Genomic DNA, 16,012 nt, shown 5'->3' on the forward strand with positions numbered 1-16,012 from the left:
TAAAACCCTATGAAAGCTGAATTCTGGTGCTTCCCGTCCGGGTTTCGCCGAATACTTAAGGCCACCGTGGTTTGCACCATGGTGGCTTCTTGCACAGAAGGCCTGTCGCCGAACGGCCTGGATGCGCCGGGAGTTGATCCCAGGGGACAAGCAGAAGACAATATCGAGGTCGGAAACCGGCTGATGGCTGCCGGTGAATACGAACTGGCGCTTGATACTTTTACCCGCGCCGCGCTGGACCAGGGTATGACGACACAGGTCTTGACCTCTCTGGGTACGGCCAATCTTGGGTTGCGGCGTTTAGGGCAGGCCGAGAAATTGCTGCGCCGTGCCGTGGAAGGCGATCCGGATTGGCCTGTTGCATGGAATAATCTGGGCGTTCTGCTGATGGAGAAACAGGAGTACCCCGAAGCGGCGCAGGTCTTTCAACGGGCTTACGCGCTGGACAATGGCGAAAGTGACGCAATCCGCGACAATCTGCGCTTAGCACTCGCAAAAATGGAAAATCCTGTTAATAATATCCCGCAAGAACAACAAGAATATACACTGGAGCAGCTTGGCGACGGGCAATTCGCGCTACGCAAAATCCAGTAATCGAGGCAAGAGCAGTAAAGGACGCAAAAAATGCGCCAGCAATTCTTGATTCCGGCTGTTGTTTTCAGCAGTCTGATCCTTTCGGCCTGTGCAAAGGAATCCGAAGAGGAAAAAGTGGAACGGACGTTTCAGGAAGTGAACGTTATTGACGAAACCAACCTGAACGATGTGTTGTTGAGTGCCGCCGACCCGAATGAGGCAGTGACCTATTTTCACGGTGCCACACTCAAGAACCCTGATCGCATCGATCTTCAGCGCGGGTTGGCAATATCCCTGGGACGCGCAAAACGCACCACCGAAGCGGCAGCAGCGTGGAAGCGCGTGACGACAATGAAGGGTACGAACGCCGCAGACAAGGTCGAGTACGCCGATGCGCTGGTGCGAAATGGCGACTGGTCTCAGGCCAAAACCGTTCTGGATACGGTTCCCCCAACGTTCGAAACCTTTAAACGCTATCGCCTTGAGGCGGTGGTCGCGGATTCCCGGAAAGAGTGGAAGCGGGCTGATCATTTCTATGAAACGGCCGTTGGGCTGACCACCCGCCCGGGCAGCGTAATGAACAATTGGGGGTATTCGAAACTGACCCGTGGCCAGTATGCCGAGGCCGAACGCCTGTTCACCGACGCAGTCCGCCAGGACAGCTCTTTGTTCACTGCCAAGAATAATCTGGTGCTGGCCCGGTCAGCGCAGGGCAACTATAGCCTTCCAGTGGTGCCGATGACCCAGGTTGAACGGGCGCTACTGCTGAATACGATGGGTATTTCCGCGGTCAAGCAGGGCGATGTAGAAACCGCGAAAAACCTGTTCCGCGAGGCCATTGCCACCCATCCGCAGCATTTCGATGAAGCGGTCCGCTCGCTTCGTGCGCTTGAAGAGGCCTGACACATGCAAATCCCCGCTGCGGCGGCGGCATGGTTCCTGCCCTTCGTGCTGCCGATCTGCTTTTACGTGGCCTTCACGGATATGCGTGAGATGCGGATCAAAAACCATGCAGTTGTTGCGCTGGCGTTGATTTTTGTCGTGGTCGGGCTGGTTGCCATCCCGCCCTGGTCCACCGGCACGGTCAGCGGTCATCTGTTGCTGATCAATGTGTCGATGCCGATCTATTTCTGGCACCTTCTGCATATCCCCGTGGTGTTGATTTTCGGCATTCTTCTGAACGCGTCAGGGGCAATGGGCGCGGGCGACGCTAAGTTTCTTGCCGCGTCCGCGCCATTTGTCTGGCTTGGCGATCTAAAGCTGGTGCTGCTTATTCTGACCGCCTGTATTCTGGCCGCCGTGGTCACGCATCGTTTGGCTAAAATCACAAGGTTGCGCACCATTGCGCCACATTGGGAAAGTTGGGATCGGGGCAAGCAGTTCCCCATGGGGTTCGCACTGGGTGGCTCGCTGGCCATGTATCTGATTCTGGGTACTGTTCTCGGTTCGTAAACTATCATCAGCGCGCCTTGCCGCTGCCTTTGTCCCGCCACAAAGCTGGGTCATTTTTCCTTCAAGTCGCCCTTATTCGGGCAGTTGGCGTTACAATTTGACGAACGAGCACCGCGCATGAATATGCAGACTTCCTCTGTTATGGCCCCCCCTACCCCGAAGGGGTTAAGCGAAATGAAGCTTCCGCTGGTGATGATGCGGGATATCTTGCTGAAGACCATATTCCGCAAGAACACCAGCACCGTGTCAGAAGTTTCTGCGGCCATATGTCTGCCTGGCGCTGTGACCCAGGAACTGATCGACATCGCACGCGAGCAGAAGCTGCTTGAGGCAATGGGGACGCTGAACGCCAACAGCGGCAACGAGATGGGATATCAGCTGACTGATGCCGGCAAGGCCCGCGCTCTGGATGCCCTCAGCCAGTCCGAGTATTTCGGTGCGATGCCCGTCCCGCTGGATGTCTATCGCGAGCAAGTCAAACGTCAATCGATCCGCAACATTCAGGTCACGCGCGACCAGTTGACCAACGCCATGGGCCATCTGGTTCTGCCCGACAGCCTGCTGGATCATCTAGGCCCGGCAGTCAGCGCAGGCCGGTCGATCCTGATGTATGGTCCGCCGGGCAACGGTAAATCGTCCATCTCGAACGGCATTCGCGATGCGCTGGGGGACAATGTCTATGTGCCCTACGCCATCGAATATGCGGGGCAGGTGATCACGGTCTACGACCCGATCGTGCACACCGCGATCGAGCAGGAGGCCGACGACCCGAACAGCCTGCGCCGCCGCAAACGTTTCGACTCACGCTATGTACAGTGTGAACGCCCGACCGTGGTCACCGGCGGTGAACTGTCGCTTAGTATGCTGGACCTGGTTTACAACCCTACCGCGCGAACCTATCAGGCACCGCTGCAGCTGAAATCCACGGGCGGCATCTTTATCGTGGACGACCTTGGCCGTCAGGCCGAACCACCGCAGGCGCTGGTCAACCGCTGGATTGTTCCACTGGAAGAGAACAAGGATATCCTGGGCCTGCAATCGGGTGAGAAATTCGAAGTTCCGTTTGATACGCTGGTCATCTTCTCGACCAACTTCCACCCGAACGAGATATTTGACCAGGCGGCCCTGCGCCGGATCTTCTTCAAGATCAAGATCGACGGCCCGAATCAGGAAAACTTCCTGAAGATTTTCGCCATGGTTGCGCGCAAACGCGGGATGCCGCTGGATGAGGCGGCGCTGGTGCACCTGCTGAAGGTCAAATACCCGACCATCAACAACATCTACGCCAACTATCAACCGATCTTTCTGATCGACCAGATGATCTCGATCTGCGAGTTCGAAGGCATCCCCTATCAGATGAGCCCCGAACTGATCGACCGGGCCTGGGCCAACATGTTCGTCAAAGACGAGAAAATCGTCAAATAACGCCGTGCCATTACCACTCTGGGGCGGGTAGTCTGCGTTCATGACGCAGATTCCCGCACGGATTGCCGCGTGGTTTTCCACCAAAGGCTGGTCCATCCACCCGCATCAGCAAGAGATGTTCGACCGCGCATTCAGCCCGGCGACACTGCTGATTGCGCCCACCGGTGGCGGCAAAACCATGGCCGGGTTTCTGCCGTCGCTGGCTGAACTTGCGGATGCTGGCCACAATGGATTGCACACGATCTATGTCTCGCCGCTCAAGGCGCTGGCCGCCGACATCAAACGCAATCTGCGCACCCCGGTGGATGAGATCGGCCTGCCTGTCAGGATCGAGGATCGAACCGGTGACACCTCAGCCACGCAGAAGAAACGCCAAAGGGCTGATCCACCGCATATCCTGTTGACCACGCCGGAAAGTCTGGCGTTGCTGACCTCGTACGAGGATGCCCCGCGTATGTTTGAAGGTGTGCAGCGGATCATCGTCGATGAAATCCACGCACTGGCTGAAAGCAAGCGCGGGGATCAGCTGATGCTGGCGCTGGCACGCCTGCAACGCCTCAATCCCGATCTGCGCCGCGTCGGGTTGTCGGCGACGGTGGAAGATCCTGTTGCGATTGCCCGCTTTCTGGCCCGCCACCCTGATCCCTGCCAGATTGTACAGGCCGACCCCGGTCCGGACCCGGATATCCGAATGCTGGAAACGTCGCAGATGCCGCCCTGGTCTGGCGGTGGCGCGGCTTATGCTATTCCAGCCGTGCTGGAGCAGATCAAGCAGCACAAGACCACATTGATCTTTCACAATACGCGCGCCCAGGCCGAGATATTCTTTCACAACCTGTGGCTGGCCAATGATGACGGTCTGCCCATCGGCATCCATCACGGCAGTCTGGACCGGCAGCAGCGCGAGCGGGTCGAGGCGGCGATGGTCCGGGGTGACTTGCGCGCCATCGTCTGCACCGGTTCGCTGGATCTGGGCATCGACTGGGGGGATGTCGATCTGGTGATCCAGATCGGCGCGCCCAAGAATGTCAAACGGCTGGTGCAAAGGATAGGACGGGCCAACCACCGCTATAACGCACCTTCCAAAGCCCTTTTGGTACCTGCCAATCGCTTCGAAGTGGTCGAATGCGTCGCCGCGCTAGAGGCCGCCAAAGCCCATGAGCTGGATGGGGAACCCCGCGGCCGTGGCCCGCGCGATGTTTTGTGCCAGCATATCCTGATTGCCGCTTGCGCCGGACCGTTCAACGCCGATGATCTTTATGCCGAGATGACATCCGCCGGGCCTTACGCTCAATTGACGCGGGCCGAGTTTGACGCCTGCCTGAATTTCTGTGCTACCGGCGGCTATGCTCTGCAAGCCTATGATCGCTGGCAAAGGCTGCAACACGGCGCCGACGGGCAATGGCAACTGCGCGACCCGCGCGCCGCATCGCGAATTCGTATGAATCTGGGCACGATTCAGGACACGGATACGCTCAAGGTTCGTCTGAAACGCAACCGGGGCGGCAAGCCACTGGGAGAAGTAGAAGAAGCATTCGCTGCCTCGCTAACGCCCGGCGACACCTTCCTGATCGGTGGGCAAATCGTGCGGTATGAGGGGCTGCGCGAGATGGTGGTCGAAGTCACGCGGCACGCTGACCGAAAGCCAAAGATTGCGACCTTCTCGGGCACGAAATTCGCAACCTCCACTCAGCTTAGCGACCGCATCCTGAACATGTTTGCCCAAACTGACTGGCCACAGCTTCCCCCTCATACGTCTGAATGGCTGGATTTGCAGCGCCAGATGTCCCGCCTGCCCCAGCGTGACCGGCTGCTCATCGAGAGCTTTCCCAGCGACGGGCGTGAACATCTTTGCGTCTACGGCTTTGCCGGACGAAATGCACAACAGACTTTGGGCCTGTTGCTGACAAAACGGATGGAGGAGACCGGACTGGCCCCGCTGGGTTTTGTCGCCACGGACTATGCCACACTGATCTGGGGTCTGGACGCGGTTACCGATCCCCGTCCGTTGCTTCAACCCGATGCACTGCGCGACAGGCTTGACACCTGGCTGGCAGGTAACGCCGTTATGAAGCGCACGTTTCGTGCATCGGCCACCATTGCCGGTCTGATCGAACGCAACATGGCAGGGCAGCGCAAAAGCGGGCGGCAGGCTACGTTTTCGTCCGATATCCTGTATGACACCTTGCTGAAATACGATCCCGATCACCTATTGATGCAGATCACCCGCGAGGAAGCCATGCGTGGGCTTGTCGATTTCGGTCGGATCGAAACAATGCTGGCCCGAATTGGCGACAGGATTGATCTGGTGCGGCTGGAGCGTGTTTCACCCCTGTCAGCGCCACTGTTTCTGGAGGTTGGCAAAGTGCCGGTGAAAGGCAGTGCCGAAGAAAGGCTTCTGGCGGAAGAAAGCGCGCGGCTGCTGCAAGCGGCGGGGTTGGAACAGCTTTGATCTGCTTGCGCCGGGCCCTGAAACAGGCCAAGAACGTATCATGAACGAACTTGAGTTTCCCTTTGCGGGTCAGCGCCTGTGTGCTTTGCCGTCCGGTGCGCTTTGGTGGCCAGACGAAAGCTTGCTGTGCGTGTCGGACTTGCATCTGGGTAAATCCGAGCGCGTCGCGCGGCGTGGTGGGCCTTCACTTCCGCCTTATGACAGCCGTGAAACGCTGGACCGCCTGAAAGATGACTTGGGACAAACGAACGCCAAAACCATTGTATGTCTGGGCGACAGCTTCGATGATCTTGAGGCTGCCCGGGCGCTGCCAAAATCAGAAATGCTAAGGATCGCGACCTTACAGTCCGGACGTCAGTGGATCTGGATTGAGGGGAACCACGATCCCGGTCCTATTGAGCTGGGGGGGACCCATCTGTTCGAATGGCACCGTGGCCCGCTTGTTTTCCGTCATATCGCGCAGGATCCCGCGCGAGGAGAAGTTTCCGGCCATTACCATCCAAAAGTCCGGATCAGGGTCAAGGGACGTCATATTTCACGCCCCGCTTTTCTGCTGAATGATCATCGCATTATACTTCCGGCCTATGGCGCTTTTACCGGGGGGCTTCGCAGCTCTGATCAAGTGCTGTCGGCACTGATGGGATCGCAGGCGATGGCGATCCTCACAGGTCCGCGTCCATACATGTTGCCAATGCCGCAATAGGTTCAGATCAGGCCATCCATTTCCAGCATCGGTTTGTATTTCCGGCTGACCGGAACCAGATCACCATTGATCAATTTCAGATAGGTTTTACTGCCTTCCCTTTCGACACTTACAATGTATGCGTCGGTGACCCAATGCGAACGGTGCGAGCAATGACCCGGGACAGGCTCCATTTCGGCAATCGCATCTGTGAAACGCGACCGGAGCGTGAAGGTGCCTTCTGAGGTGACAACATCCACGTTGTGATCCCGAACGGTCAAGCGATAGATCTGCCCGTTGAATCTGGGTGGCAAGCGTTTGACAAGTCGTGGTTTTTCAAGATCAGATTCAGTAATTGCCGCGGCATTCAGATCGTTGCGCTGTACAAGCATCAAGCCTGTCGCGAACAAAGCGCCATAAACCACAATCCTCTCGGCGTCCGGCGCCATATATCCACCACAGGTGAAAAGAACCCAGGCCAACATCCAAAGTGAAGGCGTGAACAATGCCAAGGTCAAAGAAACAAATGCCAGATCCCTCGCCGGAACATTCAGGAAAACGGGGTTCTTCCGCATCAGCTTTCTGGCAAGCCCGGTAACCGTCAAAGCAAGGACCATCACTCCCGCCCAGAATACAAGCCGCAGTCCAAATGACATGTCAGAATCAAGGAAGGGTGGAAACGCATATGCAAGTAAAGGAAGAAAGACCAAACCCGCTACCACACGTTGCGGTGAAAATGCCTTCAGGATTATACTTATTTTAGACGTCATACCGCTTTTGTGCATGAATTAGCATAGCTCACCCCGAATGTGTCAAACACAATAGTGCCTTCACCTGTAACCAGCTGGGATTACAGGGATATCACGATTTGTTCGGCTGTCAAACCCATTCAGGGCGCTTTGCCCATGCAGTCAGGGGGCGATTTGGCTGGAGCTTTGCCTGCCAAAAAAGGGGGCCGGTCCGAAGGGTCCGATCCGGCCCCGCGTGTATCAGGCGGTCAGGCCTTCTGGTTCGGGGAGTTTGTTTGCGCGGCAGCAGGCGGTGAGGGTGTTAGCCAGCAGGCAGGCGATGGTCATGGGGCCGACGCCGCCGGGGACGGGGGTGATGGCGCCGGCGCGCTCGGCGGCGCTGGTATAGTCGACATCGCCGACCAGCTTGGTCTTGCCATCGCGTTCGATGCGGTTGATGCCCACGTCGATCACGGTGGCGCCTTCCTTGATCCAGTCGCCGGGCACCATCTCGGGGCGGCCGACAGCGGCCACGACGATATCGGCGCGGCGCACCACATCCGGCAGGTCCCTGGTGCGCGAATGCGCGATGGTCACAGTGCAGCTGTCCCCCAGCAGCAGCTGAGCCATCGGCTTGCCCACGATGTTCGAGCGACCGATGACAACCGCATCCATGCCCGACAGCGACCCGTGGTGATCGCGCAGCATCATCAGGCAGCCCAGCGGGGTGCAGGGCACCATCGATTTCTGACCAGTGCCCAGCAGGCCCACATTCGAGATGTGGAAGCCGTCCACATCCTTGGCCGGATCGATCGAGTTGATCACCAGATCCTCGTTCAGGTGTTTTGGCAGCGGCAGCTGTACCAGAATGCCATGCACCGCCGGATCAGTGTTAAGTTTGTCGATCAGCGCCAGCAGGTCCGCCTCGGAGGTCTCCACATCGAGCTTGTGCTCATACGAGTTCATGCCAACCTCGACGGTCATCTTGCCTTTCGAGCGGACGTAGACCTGGCTGGCCGGATCCTCTCCCACCAGAACCACGGCTAGGCCGGGGGTGATGCCGTTTTCCTCTTTCAGCTTTGCAACCTGATCGGCCACCTGCGCGCGCACTTTGGCGGCAAAGGCCTTCCCGTCGATAACCTGCGCTACCATCCTTTGGTCCCTTCTTTCAAAACCCAAACGGGCGCAGAACGCGCCCGGTCTTTACTCGGGGCCGAGCACACGTTCCTCACGTGCAATCGACCAGTCAATCAGAATGCGCCAGAGCGTTTCGGACAAATCGGGGTCCATCCCCGCGGCCTGCGAACTGGCGCGCACCTTTTGCACCACATCCTCGACCCGGTCCGGGATGCGGGCGGGCAGGCCCTCGCCCGGCTTCAGCTCAGACGCGCGGTCGATATAGCTTGCGCGCCTCACCAGCATCCCGATCAGCTGGCGGTCCAGCCTGTCGATCTGAACCCGCAGATCCCGCATCGAATGGCAGTCCTGCGGCGGTGTCAGAGTGGGCATCATCGTCTCCTCATGGCCCGGGGTCCCGGACCATGAAATGTCTTATTCAGCGACTTAGAACAAGCCCTCGATCTCACCTGCGTCATTGAGGCAGATGGTTTCCGCGGCCGGTTTGCGGGGCAGGCCCGGCATGGTCATGATCTCACCGCAGACAACCACGATAAAGCCCGCACCCGCGCTCAGGCGGACCTCACGCACCGGGACCGAATGGCCGGTGGGCGCGCCCCGCAGGCTCGGGTCGGTCGAGAAGCTGTACTGGGTTTTCGCCATGCAGACCGGCAGGTTGCCATACCCCGCAGCTTCCCATTCTTTCAGCTGCGTGCGGATCTTGTTGTCGGCCAGAACCTCGTCGGCGCGGTAGATGCGCTTGGCGATGGTTTCGATCTTCTCAAACAGCGGCATCTCGTCGGGGTAGATCGGCGCGAAGTTCGCAGAGCCCCCTTCGACGATTTCCACAACTTTGCGGGCCAGATCAGCAGACCCTTCCGAGCCCAGTTCCCAGTGGCGCGACAGAATCGCCTCGACCCCGTGAGAGGCGCAATAATCCTTCACCGCCTGAACCTCGGCATCGGTGTCGGTGACAAAGTGGTTGATGGCGACAACAACCGGCACACCGAACGACTTCACGTTCTCGATGTGACGGCCCAGGTTGGCGCAGCCTGCCTTGACCGCGGCGACGTTTTCCGCGCCCAGATCAGCTTTGGCGACGCCGCCATTCATCTTCATCGCGCGCACGGTGGCAACCAGAACCACGGCAGAGGGCGCAATGCCCGCCTTGCGGCACTTGATGTTCATGAACTTCTCGGCACCCAGATCGGCGCCAAAGCCCGCCTCGGTCACCACATAGTCAGCCACTTTCAGCGCGGTCTTTGTGGCAATGACCGAGTTGCAGCCATGCGCAATGTTGGCAAACGGGCCACCGTGGACAAAGGCCGGGTTGTTTTCCAGCGTCTGCACCAGGTTCGGCTGCATTGCGTCTTTCAGCAGAACGGTCATCGCGCCTTCGGCCTTGATGTCGCGGCAATAGACCGGCGTCTTGTCGCGGCGATAGGCCACGATGATATCACCCAGACGCTTTTCCAGATCCTTCAGGTCGTTTGACAGGCACAGGATCGCCATGACCTCGGACGCCACGGTGATGTCAAAACCTGTTTCGCGCGGGAACCCGTTCGACACGCCGCCCAGGCTGGCAGTGATCTGGCGCAGGGCGCGGTCGTTCATGTCGACCACACGACGCCATGCGACCCGGCGGGTGTCGATCTCGCATTCATTGCCCCAGTAGATGTGGTTGTCGATCATCGCCGACAGCAGCGAATGGGCCGAGGTGATCGCGTGGAAATCGCCGGTGAAGTGCAGGTTCATCTCTTCCATCGGAACAACCTGCGCATAGCCGCCCCCTGCAGCGCCGCCCTTCATCCCAAAGTTCGGACCCAGCGAGGCCTCGCGGATACAGATCATCGCATTCTTGCCGATCCGGTTCAGACCGTCACCCAGACCAACCGTCGTGGTCGTCTTGCCCTCACCCGCAGGCGTCGGGTTGATCGCCGTCACCAGCACCAGCTTGCCGTCTTCACGACCCTGCACCGAGTTGATGAACTCCTGGCTCACCTTCGCCTTGTCATGCCCATACGGCAACAGATCATCACTGGATATTCCAAGCTTCGCGCCGATCTCCTGGATCGGCTTCTTATTCGCTTCACGCGCAATTTCGATGTCGGATTTATAGCTCATTGGCCGGGGTCCTTGATTGAATACCGTGCAAAACCGACGTCTAACGTCGGCGCTACGCATTCCATACCCTTGTGTACAATCTGATTAGCCATGGATTCCGACATTCTGGCGTCGCGAAGCGTCGTCAGGTCACTTCATCGGTAACTAATCGGAAACCTGCATATTTTCAGGGCTCCAGGCAGGCTGGTCCGGAACAAAGAGCTTGAGGTGATCGCCCAGTTGAATGCGCCCGGGACGTTCGACCCAGCCCGTGACACCCCGGCGCCCGACGGCAGCGGGTTTGAACCCTGCACCATACCCCTGATGATCCGCTTCGATTTCGCGACCGGGCAACACGCAGGGTGCGTTTTCCATATCTACAGTGATCGTCAGCCCGTTGACCGCCTGAAGGCGCGAGGACGGCGGAATGTGCGAGAAATCCGGAACACCTTTCAGCACTATGGATGCGCCCAGATAAGACGGGTCAAGCTGGTCCAGCCCCATGTTCTGCGCGATCTGCTGCAACTCTTCCAAGGACAGCACCGAAAGTTGACGAACATTGCGGATTTCAGTGCCCTTGGGATAGAGGTTCGAGACCCGAACACAGGACGCACGGTTCAGACCTTCGTGCCGTTCGCCTTTCGCGCCCTCAAACCCAAGATCCAGCAACTCCACGGGCTTGGCACGAAGCGATCCGCCGGCAGGAACAAGGCCCAGCCAAACGACTTCGGCTGCAAATTCGGTTTCCCGCAAAAACGGCATACGCGCTTCCCTACCCATTGGTGTCTGCCAGCGCATAATGCCCAGTAACGCTCTGATGGAAAGAGAAAAAACCCGGGTCAGAGCCCGGGTTCTTGCTGGTTATGCTGTCGGTTCAGGTTCCATCCCGCCCTCAGGCGGTGATTTCTTGGCCTTGGTCTTGGGGATGGCTGTCACGCTGGGCGCACTGCCCTCGTCCGACTTGTCGTTCCGGTCATCGCTGTCGCCGGGCGATTCCCCGTTCATGACGCGTTTGATTTCGTCACCGGTCAGCGTTTCGTATTCCAGCAAACCTTGGGCCAGACGTTCCCATTTTTCGTTATGATCGGTCAGAATCTTGTGCGCCTGTTCATAGCCTTGCTGGATCAGGCGCTTTACCTCTTCTTCAATCAGTTCCTTGGTATGAGCCGATACCGAGAACCCGGCAGTATTGCCCTGGTATCCCTCATGGGCCTCGGCATAGTCGATATTGCCGACCTTGTCCGACATTCCCCAGCGCATCACCATGGCACGTGCCAATTGGCTGGCCTGCATGATGTCCCCGGCAGGCCCGTTCGACACGTGATCTTCGCCATACTTGATGACCTCGGCCGCCTTACCTGCCATGGTCATCGCCAGCTTTTGTTCGCACTCATCCCGGTGATAGTTCAGGCGATCCATTTCCGGCAGCGAAACGACCATACCCAGCGCGCCGCCGCGCGGTATGATGGTCGCCTTGTAGACCGGATCGCACATGGGCAGAGACAGACCAACAACAGCATGACCCGCTTCGTGATAGGCTGTTTTTTCCTTCTGATCCTGAGTCAGCACCATCGAGCGGCGCTCGGCCCCCATCATCACCTTGTCCTTGGCGTTTTCAAAATCTTCCATGGTGACAAAGCGACGGCCCACGCGCGCCGCCATCAACGCGGCCTCGTTCACGAGGTTGGCCAGATCCGCACCCGAGAAGCCCGGCGTACCGCGCGCGATGATGCGCAGATCAACATCGGGACCCAGCGGTGTCTTGCGTGCGTGAACGCCCAGAATTTTCTCGCGGCCCTTGATGTCCGGGTTGCCGACTGTGACCTGACGGTCGAACCGGCCCGGTCGCAGCAGCGCAGGGTCCAGAACGTCCTTGCGGTTGGTGGCTGCCAGAATGATCACACCTTCGTTGGCCTCAAACCCGTCCATTTCGACCAGCAACTGGTTGAGCGTTTGTTCACGCTCGTCATTGCCGCCGCCATACCCGGCGCCGCGATGACGACCCACAGCGTCAATCTCATCGATAAACACGATACAGGGCGCATTCTTTTTCGCTTGCTCGAACATGTCGCGCACGCGAGACGCACCCACACCAACGAACATTTCGACAAAATCCGAACCCGAGATGGTGAAGAACGGCACGCCCGCCTCACCCGCAATGGCACGGGCCAGCAGCGTCTTACCGGTACCCGGAGGGCCAACCAGCAGCGCGCCCTTGGGGATCTTGCCACCAAGGCGGCTGAACTTCTGCGGGTTTCGCAGGAACTCGACAATCTCTTCCAGCTCTTCCTTGGCTTCGTCGATACCGGCAACATCATCAAAGGTCACGCGGCCATGCTTTTCAGTCAGCATCTTGGCCTTGGATTTGCCAAAGCCCATCGCGCCACCTTTGCCGCCGCCCTGCATCCGGTTCATGAAATAGACCCAGACACCAATCAGCAGCAGGAAAGGCAGCAGCGTGATCAGGAACGATTGAAACCCTGATTGCTGCTGTTTTACGGCCTGGACTGGTATGTTTTCCTCGATCAGAAGCTTGGTCACTTCGGCGTCGCCGGGTTTGATCGTGACATAGCTGGCACCGCTTTGCAGGGTATAGCGAATCTGCTCACCATCCAGGGTCACATTCTTGACTTCACCGCTTTGGACGGCACCGACAAAGTCGGAATAGGTTTTCTCGTTGCTCTGAAGCGTTCCGCCCGGTCCACTGAACAGATTGAACAGTGCAAGGATGAGCAGGAACAAAACGACCCAAAACGCGATATTGCGAGCGTTGCCCAAGGAAATTCTCCTAAAAGTTCCGGCAGGTGAGACGCTGCCAAGTTACCTCTTAAAATAGAGAGGATTGTCGTATGTTCAATGCGATAAAAAAGATGTGTGGAACTCGGGCCAATCTGACGCAAGACTGGCATGCCAACCATTCGCGAGACCCGCAAGCGGGGCGGCCAGCACCCTATCCGCATTCCAAACCGCAGGCGTCGCTGTCAAAGCTATCCTGGGACGCCCGGTTGCCCGCCACTCGGGCACCTGTTGCAACCCCTCACCCCCCAAAGCACGGATTTCTGCGCCCATTGTTGCCGGTCCGCTCAGCCGCCATTTGCCATCCCACACAGCACCGGGTGCGGCCAACTGAGATTTCACGGCATTAAATTCCCTGCAAATCCAAACACTCCCGCCGTGTGGAACAATAAGACAACCGCCCACTGACGCCGATTGCCCATTCGCAACTGCATCCATCGCCCGATCCACTGCCGCCTGACGCGGGGGATAACCCGACCCGACAACCCACGAGAGGATTCCCAGCAGGACACGGCGCCGAATCTCAAGGGGCAACGCGGCAAATCCGGCCCGGTTCACCCTCACGTCACTTTGATCCACTTGCGCCACGGACCGTGCGGATTCTTGCGCACAGATGCCAAGTGCCGTGTGTGCCTGCGCCAGATTGTCAGCCACGCGGGACAATGAAAGCGCATCAATTCCCAAAGGTTCTAGACCACCCAAAGCTTCGCGCGCCTTGATCCGATCGAAACGGGCATCCTGATTCGAAGGGTCGTCCACCCATGCCACGCCAGCCCCAGTCAGATAGGTGCGCAGCTGTTCACGGGCAATCCCCAGCATCGGGCGCAGTATCGTCAGCCCCCGCTGTTTCCGAATAGCCGCCATTCCGGACAGGCCCGTGACCCCGGATGATCGGCCCAACCGCATCAACAGTGTTTCCGCCTGATCATCTGCGGTGTGGCCCAGCGCAATGGCATCGATTCCGCGGCCCTTTGCCCATTCGGATAACAAATCATACCGCGCCTGACGTGCGCGGTCCTGCAAGTTGCCGGTACCGTCCCATCCCGACCAACGCAGCGTGTCATGAGGCATCCCCAACGCAGCCGCCTGCCGGGATACCGTTTCGGCCTCGCGCGCGGATTCGGGGCGCAACCCGTGGTCGACCGTGGCAACGAAAAGGGTGATAGCCTCATCCTGCGCCACATGATGCAAAAGGTGCATTAAGGCGACAGAATCGCCGCCTCCCGAAACTGCAATACCCAACTTGCGCGGAAGTGTTTCGGGTAGCCGGGCGCGAAGGTCTGCAAGTAGTTTGCTGGAGTGATGGTTCAAGTACATCCCAACGCGGTCATCTCCTGCGTGGCGTTCGAAAACTCTGGCGCAGAAGGAAAGCGTACTCCGACCTCATTAAGAGTGATGCAGGCCTGATCAGTCTGTCCCAAACGGCCAAGCGCCGCACCCAGTTCGTACAACGCCTCGGGTGCAAATGCGCCCTCGGAATCACCCGTGAAGCTGGCCAGGAATGCTCGGGCTGCTTCGCGCGTGTCGCCAATCCCTTCAAGGGCATGACCGCGTTTCAGGTTGGCTTCGGGCGCCAGCGGACTGCCGGGATAGCTTGTTTCAAACTGCGCAAACAACGTGGCAGCAGTCTGGAAATCGCCATCGGCCAACGCTTGCGAGGCTGCATCAAAATCAGCACGTTCACCTATGGCCAGTTCACCATGATCGGTCGCCGTTGGCGTTTCGATACTTGTTGGCCCGGTGATCACAGCGGCCGTGTCACCACCCAATGTCGAGGTCTCACCCAATGTCGTCAAATCGCCGCCTTCCAGTTCGACCAGCCGGAACTCAAGGTCACCGATTCGGTTGGTGCCGTCAGTGACAATGTTCTGCACCCGCTGGTTCAACTGCTCGGTTTGGCGGGTCAGGCGCTGCAATTCCGCTTCGATCGCGACAACGCGTTCTTGGACCGAACTGCCGGACAGGTTCGGTGCAGGTGAACCCGTGGTAGAAAACTCGCGTTTCAAACGCTGAATTTCCACATGTAGCACCGTTAGTTCCTGACGGATATCTGCAAGAGTTTGCTGATCCTGTGCCTGTGCAACACCAGCCGTCGCCATAACCGCCGCCAAAACCCATCCTGCAATGCGCATCATCTTACCCCAGAGTTGACCCGGTCAGAACCGTTACCGCACGGCGGTTCTTGGAATAACATTCCTCGGTGCTGCAAATCTCGATCGGGCGTTCCTTGCCATAGCTCACGGTATTCAGGCGGCTGCCCGCAACTCCGCGTGAAATCAAGTATTCTCGTGCCTCATTAGCGCGTTTGGCACCCAAACCAAGGTTGTATTCCCGTGTGCCCTGCTCATCCGCGTGGCCTTCAATCGTTGCGACAAAATCCGGATTGGCCAGCAACCAGTCTGCCTGCCCTTGCAGCACTGTTTGCGCCTCGGGCGACAAGGTCGACTGGTCAACGGCAAACAGGACACGGTCCCCGACCGTTTGCTGGAAATACGCGGGCGAGCGCGGATCACTCGGTGATCCGGGGACAATAGATCCAATGCCCCCGCTACCACCGCCGCCCAAGGCCGAGGGGTCATTACTTGTGCAGGCGGCGATCACACTCAGCGCGCCCAGCGCCAGAACTTTGCTCAATACGTTCATTTCAGGTGCCTCGTGTTATGTTTATTGCCGCCTGTCTACCAC

General features: G+C 58.4%; 15 protein-coding genes. 6 read left to right on the forward strand and 9 right to left on the reverse strand.

Features of this window, described 5'->3' with window-relative positions; all coding sequences use genetic code 11:
- The first annotated feature begins 9 nt into the window (after nucleotides 1-9).
- The 6 genes from ACR0BK_RS09660 (at nucleotide 10) to pdeM (ending at nucleotide 6,605) form a co-directional block, all read left to right on the forward strand.
- Nucleotides 10-594: a tetratricopeptide repeat protein gene (locus ACR0BK_RS09660; RefSeq protein WP_480473716.1), complete on the forward strand. Its 585-nt coding sequence runs from the start codon at nucleotides 10-12 to the stop codon at nucleotides 592-594.
- Between the two features lie 30 nt (nucleotides 595-624).
- Nucleotides 625-1,476, forward strand: coding sequence for a tetratricopeptide repeat protein (locus tag ACR0BK_RS09665; protein ID WP_480518837.1), 852 nt, complete (start codon nucleotides 625-627; stop codon nucleotides 1,474-1,476).
- Between the two features lie 3 nt (nucleotides 1,477-1,479).
- Entirely contained in the window at nucleotides 1,480-2,025 is a 546-nt protein-coding gene (locus ACR0BK_RS09670; RefSeq protein ID WP_480554478.1) for a prepilin peptidase, read from the forward strand.
- Between the two features lie 117 nt (nucleotides 2,026-2,142).
- Entirely contained in the window at nucleotides 2,143-3,450 is a 1,308-nt protein-coding gene (locus ACR0BK_RS09675; protein WP_480473719.1) for an ATPase, read from the forward strand.
- Nucleotides 3,451-3,490: 40 nt separating this feature from the next.
- Entirely contained in the window at nucleotides 3,491-5,902 is a 2,412-nt protein-coding gene (locus ACR0BK_RS09680; protein WP_480554479.1) for a ligase-associated DNA damage response DEXH box helicase, read from the forward strand.
- Nucleotides 5,903-5,942: 40 nt separating this feature from the next.
- On the forward strand, nucleotides 5,943-6,605 hold the full coding sequence (gene pdeM, locus ACR0BK_RS09685) for a ligase-associated DNA damage response endonuclease PdeM (protein ID WP_480473721.1): 663 nt from the start codon (nucleotides 5,943-5,945) through the stop codon (nucleotides 6,603-6,605).
- Between the two features lie 2 nt (nucleotides 6,606-6,607).
- Here the strand turns inward: pdeM and ACR0BK_RS09690 are convergent, their stop codons facing one another.
- The 9 genes from ACR0BK_RS09690 to pal form a co-directional block, all read right to left on the reverse strand.
- On the reverse strand, nucleotides 6,608-7,240 hold the full coding sequence (locus ACR0BK_RS09690) for a LytTR family DNA-binding domain-containing protein (RefSeq protein WP_480554480.1): 633 nt from the start codon (nucleotides 7,238-7,240) through the stop codon (nucleotides 6,608-6,610).
- A gap of 333 nt (nucleotides 7,241-7,573) precedes the next feature.
- The gene (gene folD, locus ACR0BK_RS09695) at nucleotides 7,574-8,464 is read right to left on the reverse strand and encodes a bifunctional methylenetetrahydrofolate dehydrogenase/methenyltetrahydrofolate cyclohydrolase FolD (protein WP_480554481.1); all 891 of its coding nucleotides are present in this window, start codon (nucleotides 8,462-8,464) and stop codon (nucleotides 7,574-7,576) included.
- 51 nt (nucleotides 8,465-8,515) lie between these two features.
- Nucleotides 8,516-8,821: a chorismate mutase gene (locus ACR0BK_RS09700; protein ID WP_480473724.1), complete on the reverse strand. Its 306-nt coding sequence runs from the start codon at nucleotides 8,819-8,821 to the stop codon at nucleotides 8,516-8,518.
- A gap of 54 nt (nucleotides 8,822-8,875) precedes the next feature.
- Nucleotides 8,876-10,552, reverse strand: a complete 1,677-nt coding sequence (locus tag ACR0BK_RS09705; RefSeq protein ID WP_480478522.1) for a formate--tetrahydrofolate ligase — start codon at nucleotides 10,550-10,552, stop codon at nucleotides 8,876-8,878.
- 144 nt (nucleotides 10,553-10,696) lie between these two features.
- Nucleotides 10,697-11,293, reverse strand: coding sequence for an MOSC domain-containing protein (locus tag ACR0BK_RS09710; RefSeq protein WP_480554482.1), 597 nt, complete (start codon nucleotides 11,291-11,293; stop codon nucleotides 10,697-10,699).
- 99 nt (nucleotides 11,294-11,392) lie between these two features.
- Nucleotides 11,393-13,309: an ATP-dependent zinc metalloprotease FtsH gene (ftsH, locus tag ACR0BK_RS09715; protein WP_480518822.1), complete on the reverse strand. Its 1,917-nt coding sequence runs from the start codon at nucleotides 13,307-13,309 to the stop codon at nucleotides 11,393-11,395.
- A gap of 75 nt (nucleotides 13,310-13,384) precedes the next feature.
- Complete coding sequence (gene tilS, locus ACR0BK_RS09720; protein ID WP_480554483.1) at nucleotides 13,385-14,644, reverse strand: tRNA lysidine(34) synthetase TilS; 1,260 nt, start codon at nucleotides 14,642-14,644, stop codon at nucleotides 13,385-13,387.
- A complete protein-coding gene (gene ybgF / locus ACR0BK_RS09725; RefSeq protein WP_480554580.1) occupies nucleotides 14,635-15,459 on the reverse strand; it encodes a tol-pal system protein YbgF in 825 nt (274 codons plus the stop codon). Before ybgF ends, tilS begins: the two co-directional genes overlap by 10 nt.
- A 4-nt stretch (nucleotides 15,460-15,463) precedes the next feature.
- Nucleotides 15,464-15,970, reverse strand: a complete 507-nt coding sequence (gene pal, locus ACR0BK_RS09730; protein WP_480518818.1) for a peptidoglycan-associated lipoprotein Pal — start codon at nucleotides 15,968-15,970, stop codon at nucleotides 15,464-15,466.
- Nucleotides 15,971-16,012: the final 42 nt, after the last annotated feature.

Source organism: Ruegeria sp. AF1, from assembly GCF_056542125.1.

Bases quoted from the DNA above. Each gene is read 5' to 3' on its own strand.
- ACR0BK_RS09675 (WP_480473719.1), top strand. From the start codon at position 2,143: ATGAATATGCAGACTTCCTCTGTTATGGCCCCCCCTACCCCGAAGGGG.
- ACR0BK_RS09680 (WP_480554479.1), top strand. From the start codon at position 3,491: ATGACGCAGATTCCCGCACGGATTGCCGCGTGGTTTTCCACCAAAGGC.
- ACR0BK_RS09705 (WP_480478522.1), bottom strand. From the start codon at position 10,552: ATGAGCTATAAATCCGACATCGAAATTGCGCGTGAAGCGAATAAGAAG.
- ACR0BK_RS09670 (WP_480554478.1), top strand. From the start codon at position 1,480: ATGCAAATCCCCGCTGCGGCGGCGGCATGGTTCCTGCCCTTCGTGCTG.
- ACR0BK_RS09665 (WP_480518837.1), top strand. From the start codon at position 625: ATGCGCCAGCAATTCTTGATTCCGGCTGTTGTTTTCAGCAGTCTGATC.
- tilS (WP_480554483.1), bottom strand. From the start codon at position 14,644: ATGTACTTGAACCATCACTCCAGCAAACTACTTGCAGACCTTCGCGCC.
- pdeM (WP_480473721.1), top strand. From the start codon at position 5,943: ATGAACGAACTTGAGTTTCCCTTTGCGGGTCAGCGCCTGTGTGCTTTG.
- folD (WP_480554481.1), bottom strand. From the start codon at position 8,464: ATGGTAGCGCAGGTTATCGACGGGAAGGCCTTTGCCGCCAAAGTGCGC.
- ACR0BK_RS09660 (WP_480473716.1), top strand. From the start codon at position 10: ATGAAAGCTGAATTCTGGTGCTTCCCGTCCGGGTTTCGCCGAATACTT.
- pal (WP_480518818.1), bottom strand. From the start codon at position 15,970: ATGAACGTATTGAGCAAAGTTCTGGCGCTGGGCGCGCTGAGTGTGATC.
- ybgF (WP_480554580.1), bottom strand. From the start codon at position 15,459: ATGCGCATTGCAGGATGGGTTTTGGCGGCGGTTATGGCGACGGCTGGT.
- ACR0BK_RS09700 (WP_480473724.1), bottom strand. From the start codon at position 8,821: ATGCCCACTCTGACACCGCCGCAGGACTGCCATTCGATGCGGGATCTG.
- ACR0BK_RS09710 (WP_480554482.1), bottom strand. From the start codon at position 11,293: ATGCCGTTTTTGCGGGAAACCGAATTTGCAGCCGAAGTCGTTTGGCTG.
- ACR0BK_RS09690 (WP_480554480.1), bottom strand. From the start codon at position 7,240: ATGTCATTTGGACTGCGGCTTGTATTCTGGGCGGGAGTGATGGTCCTT.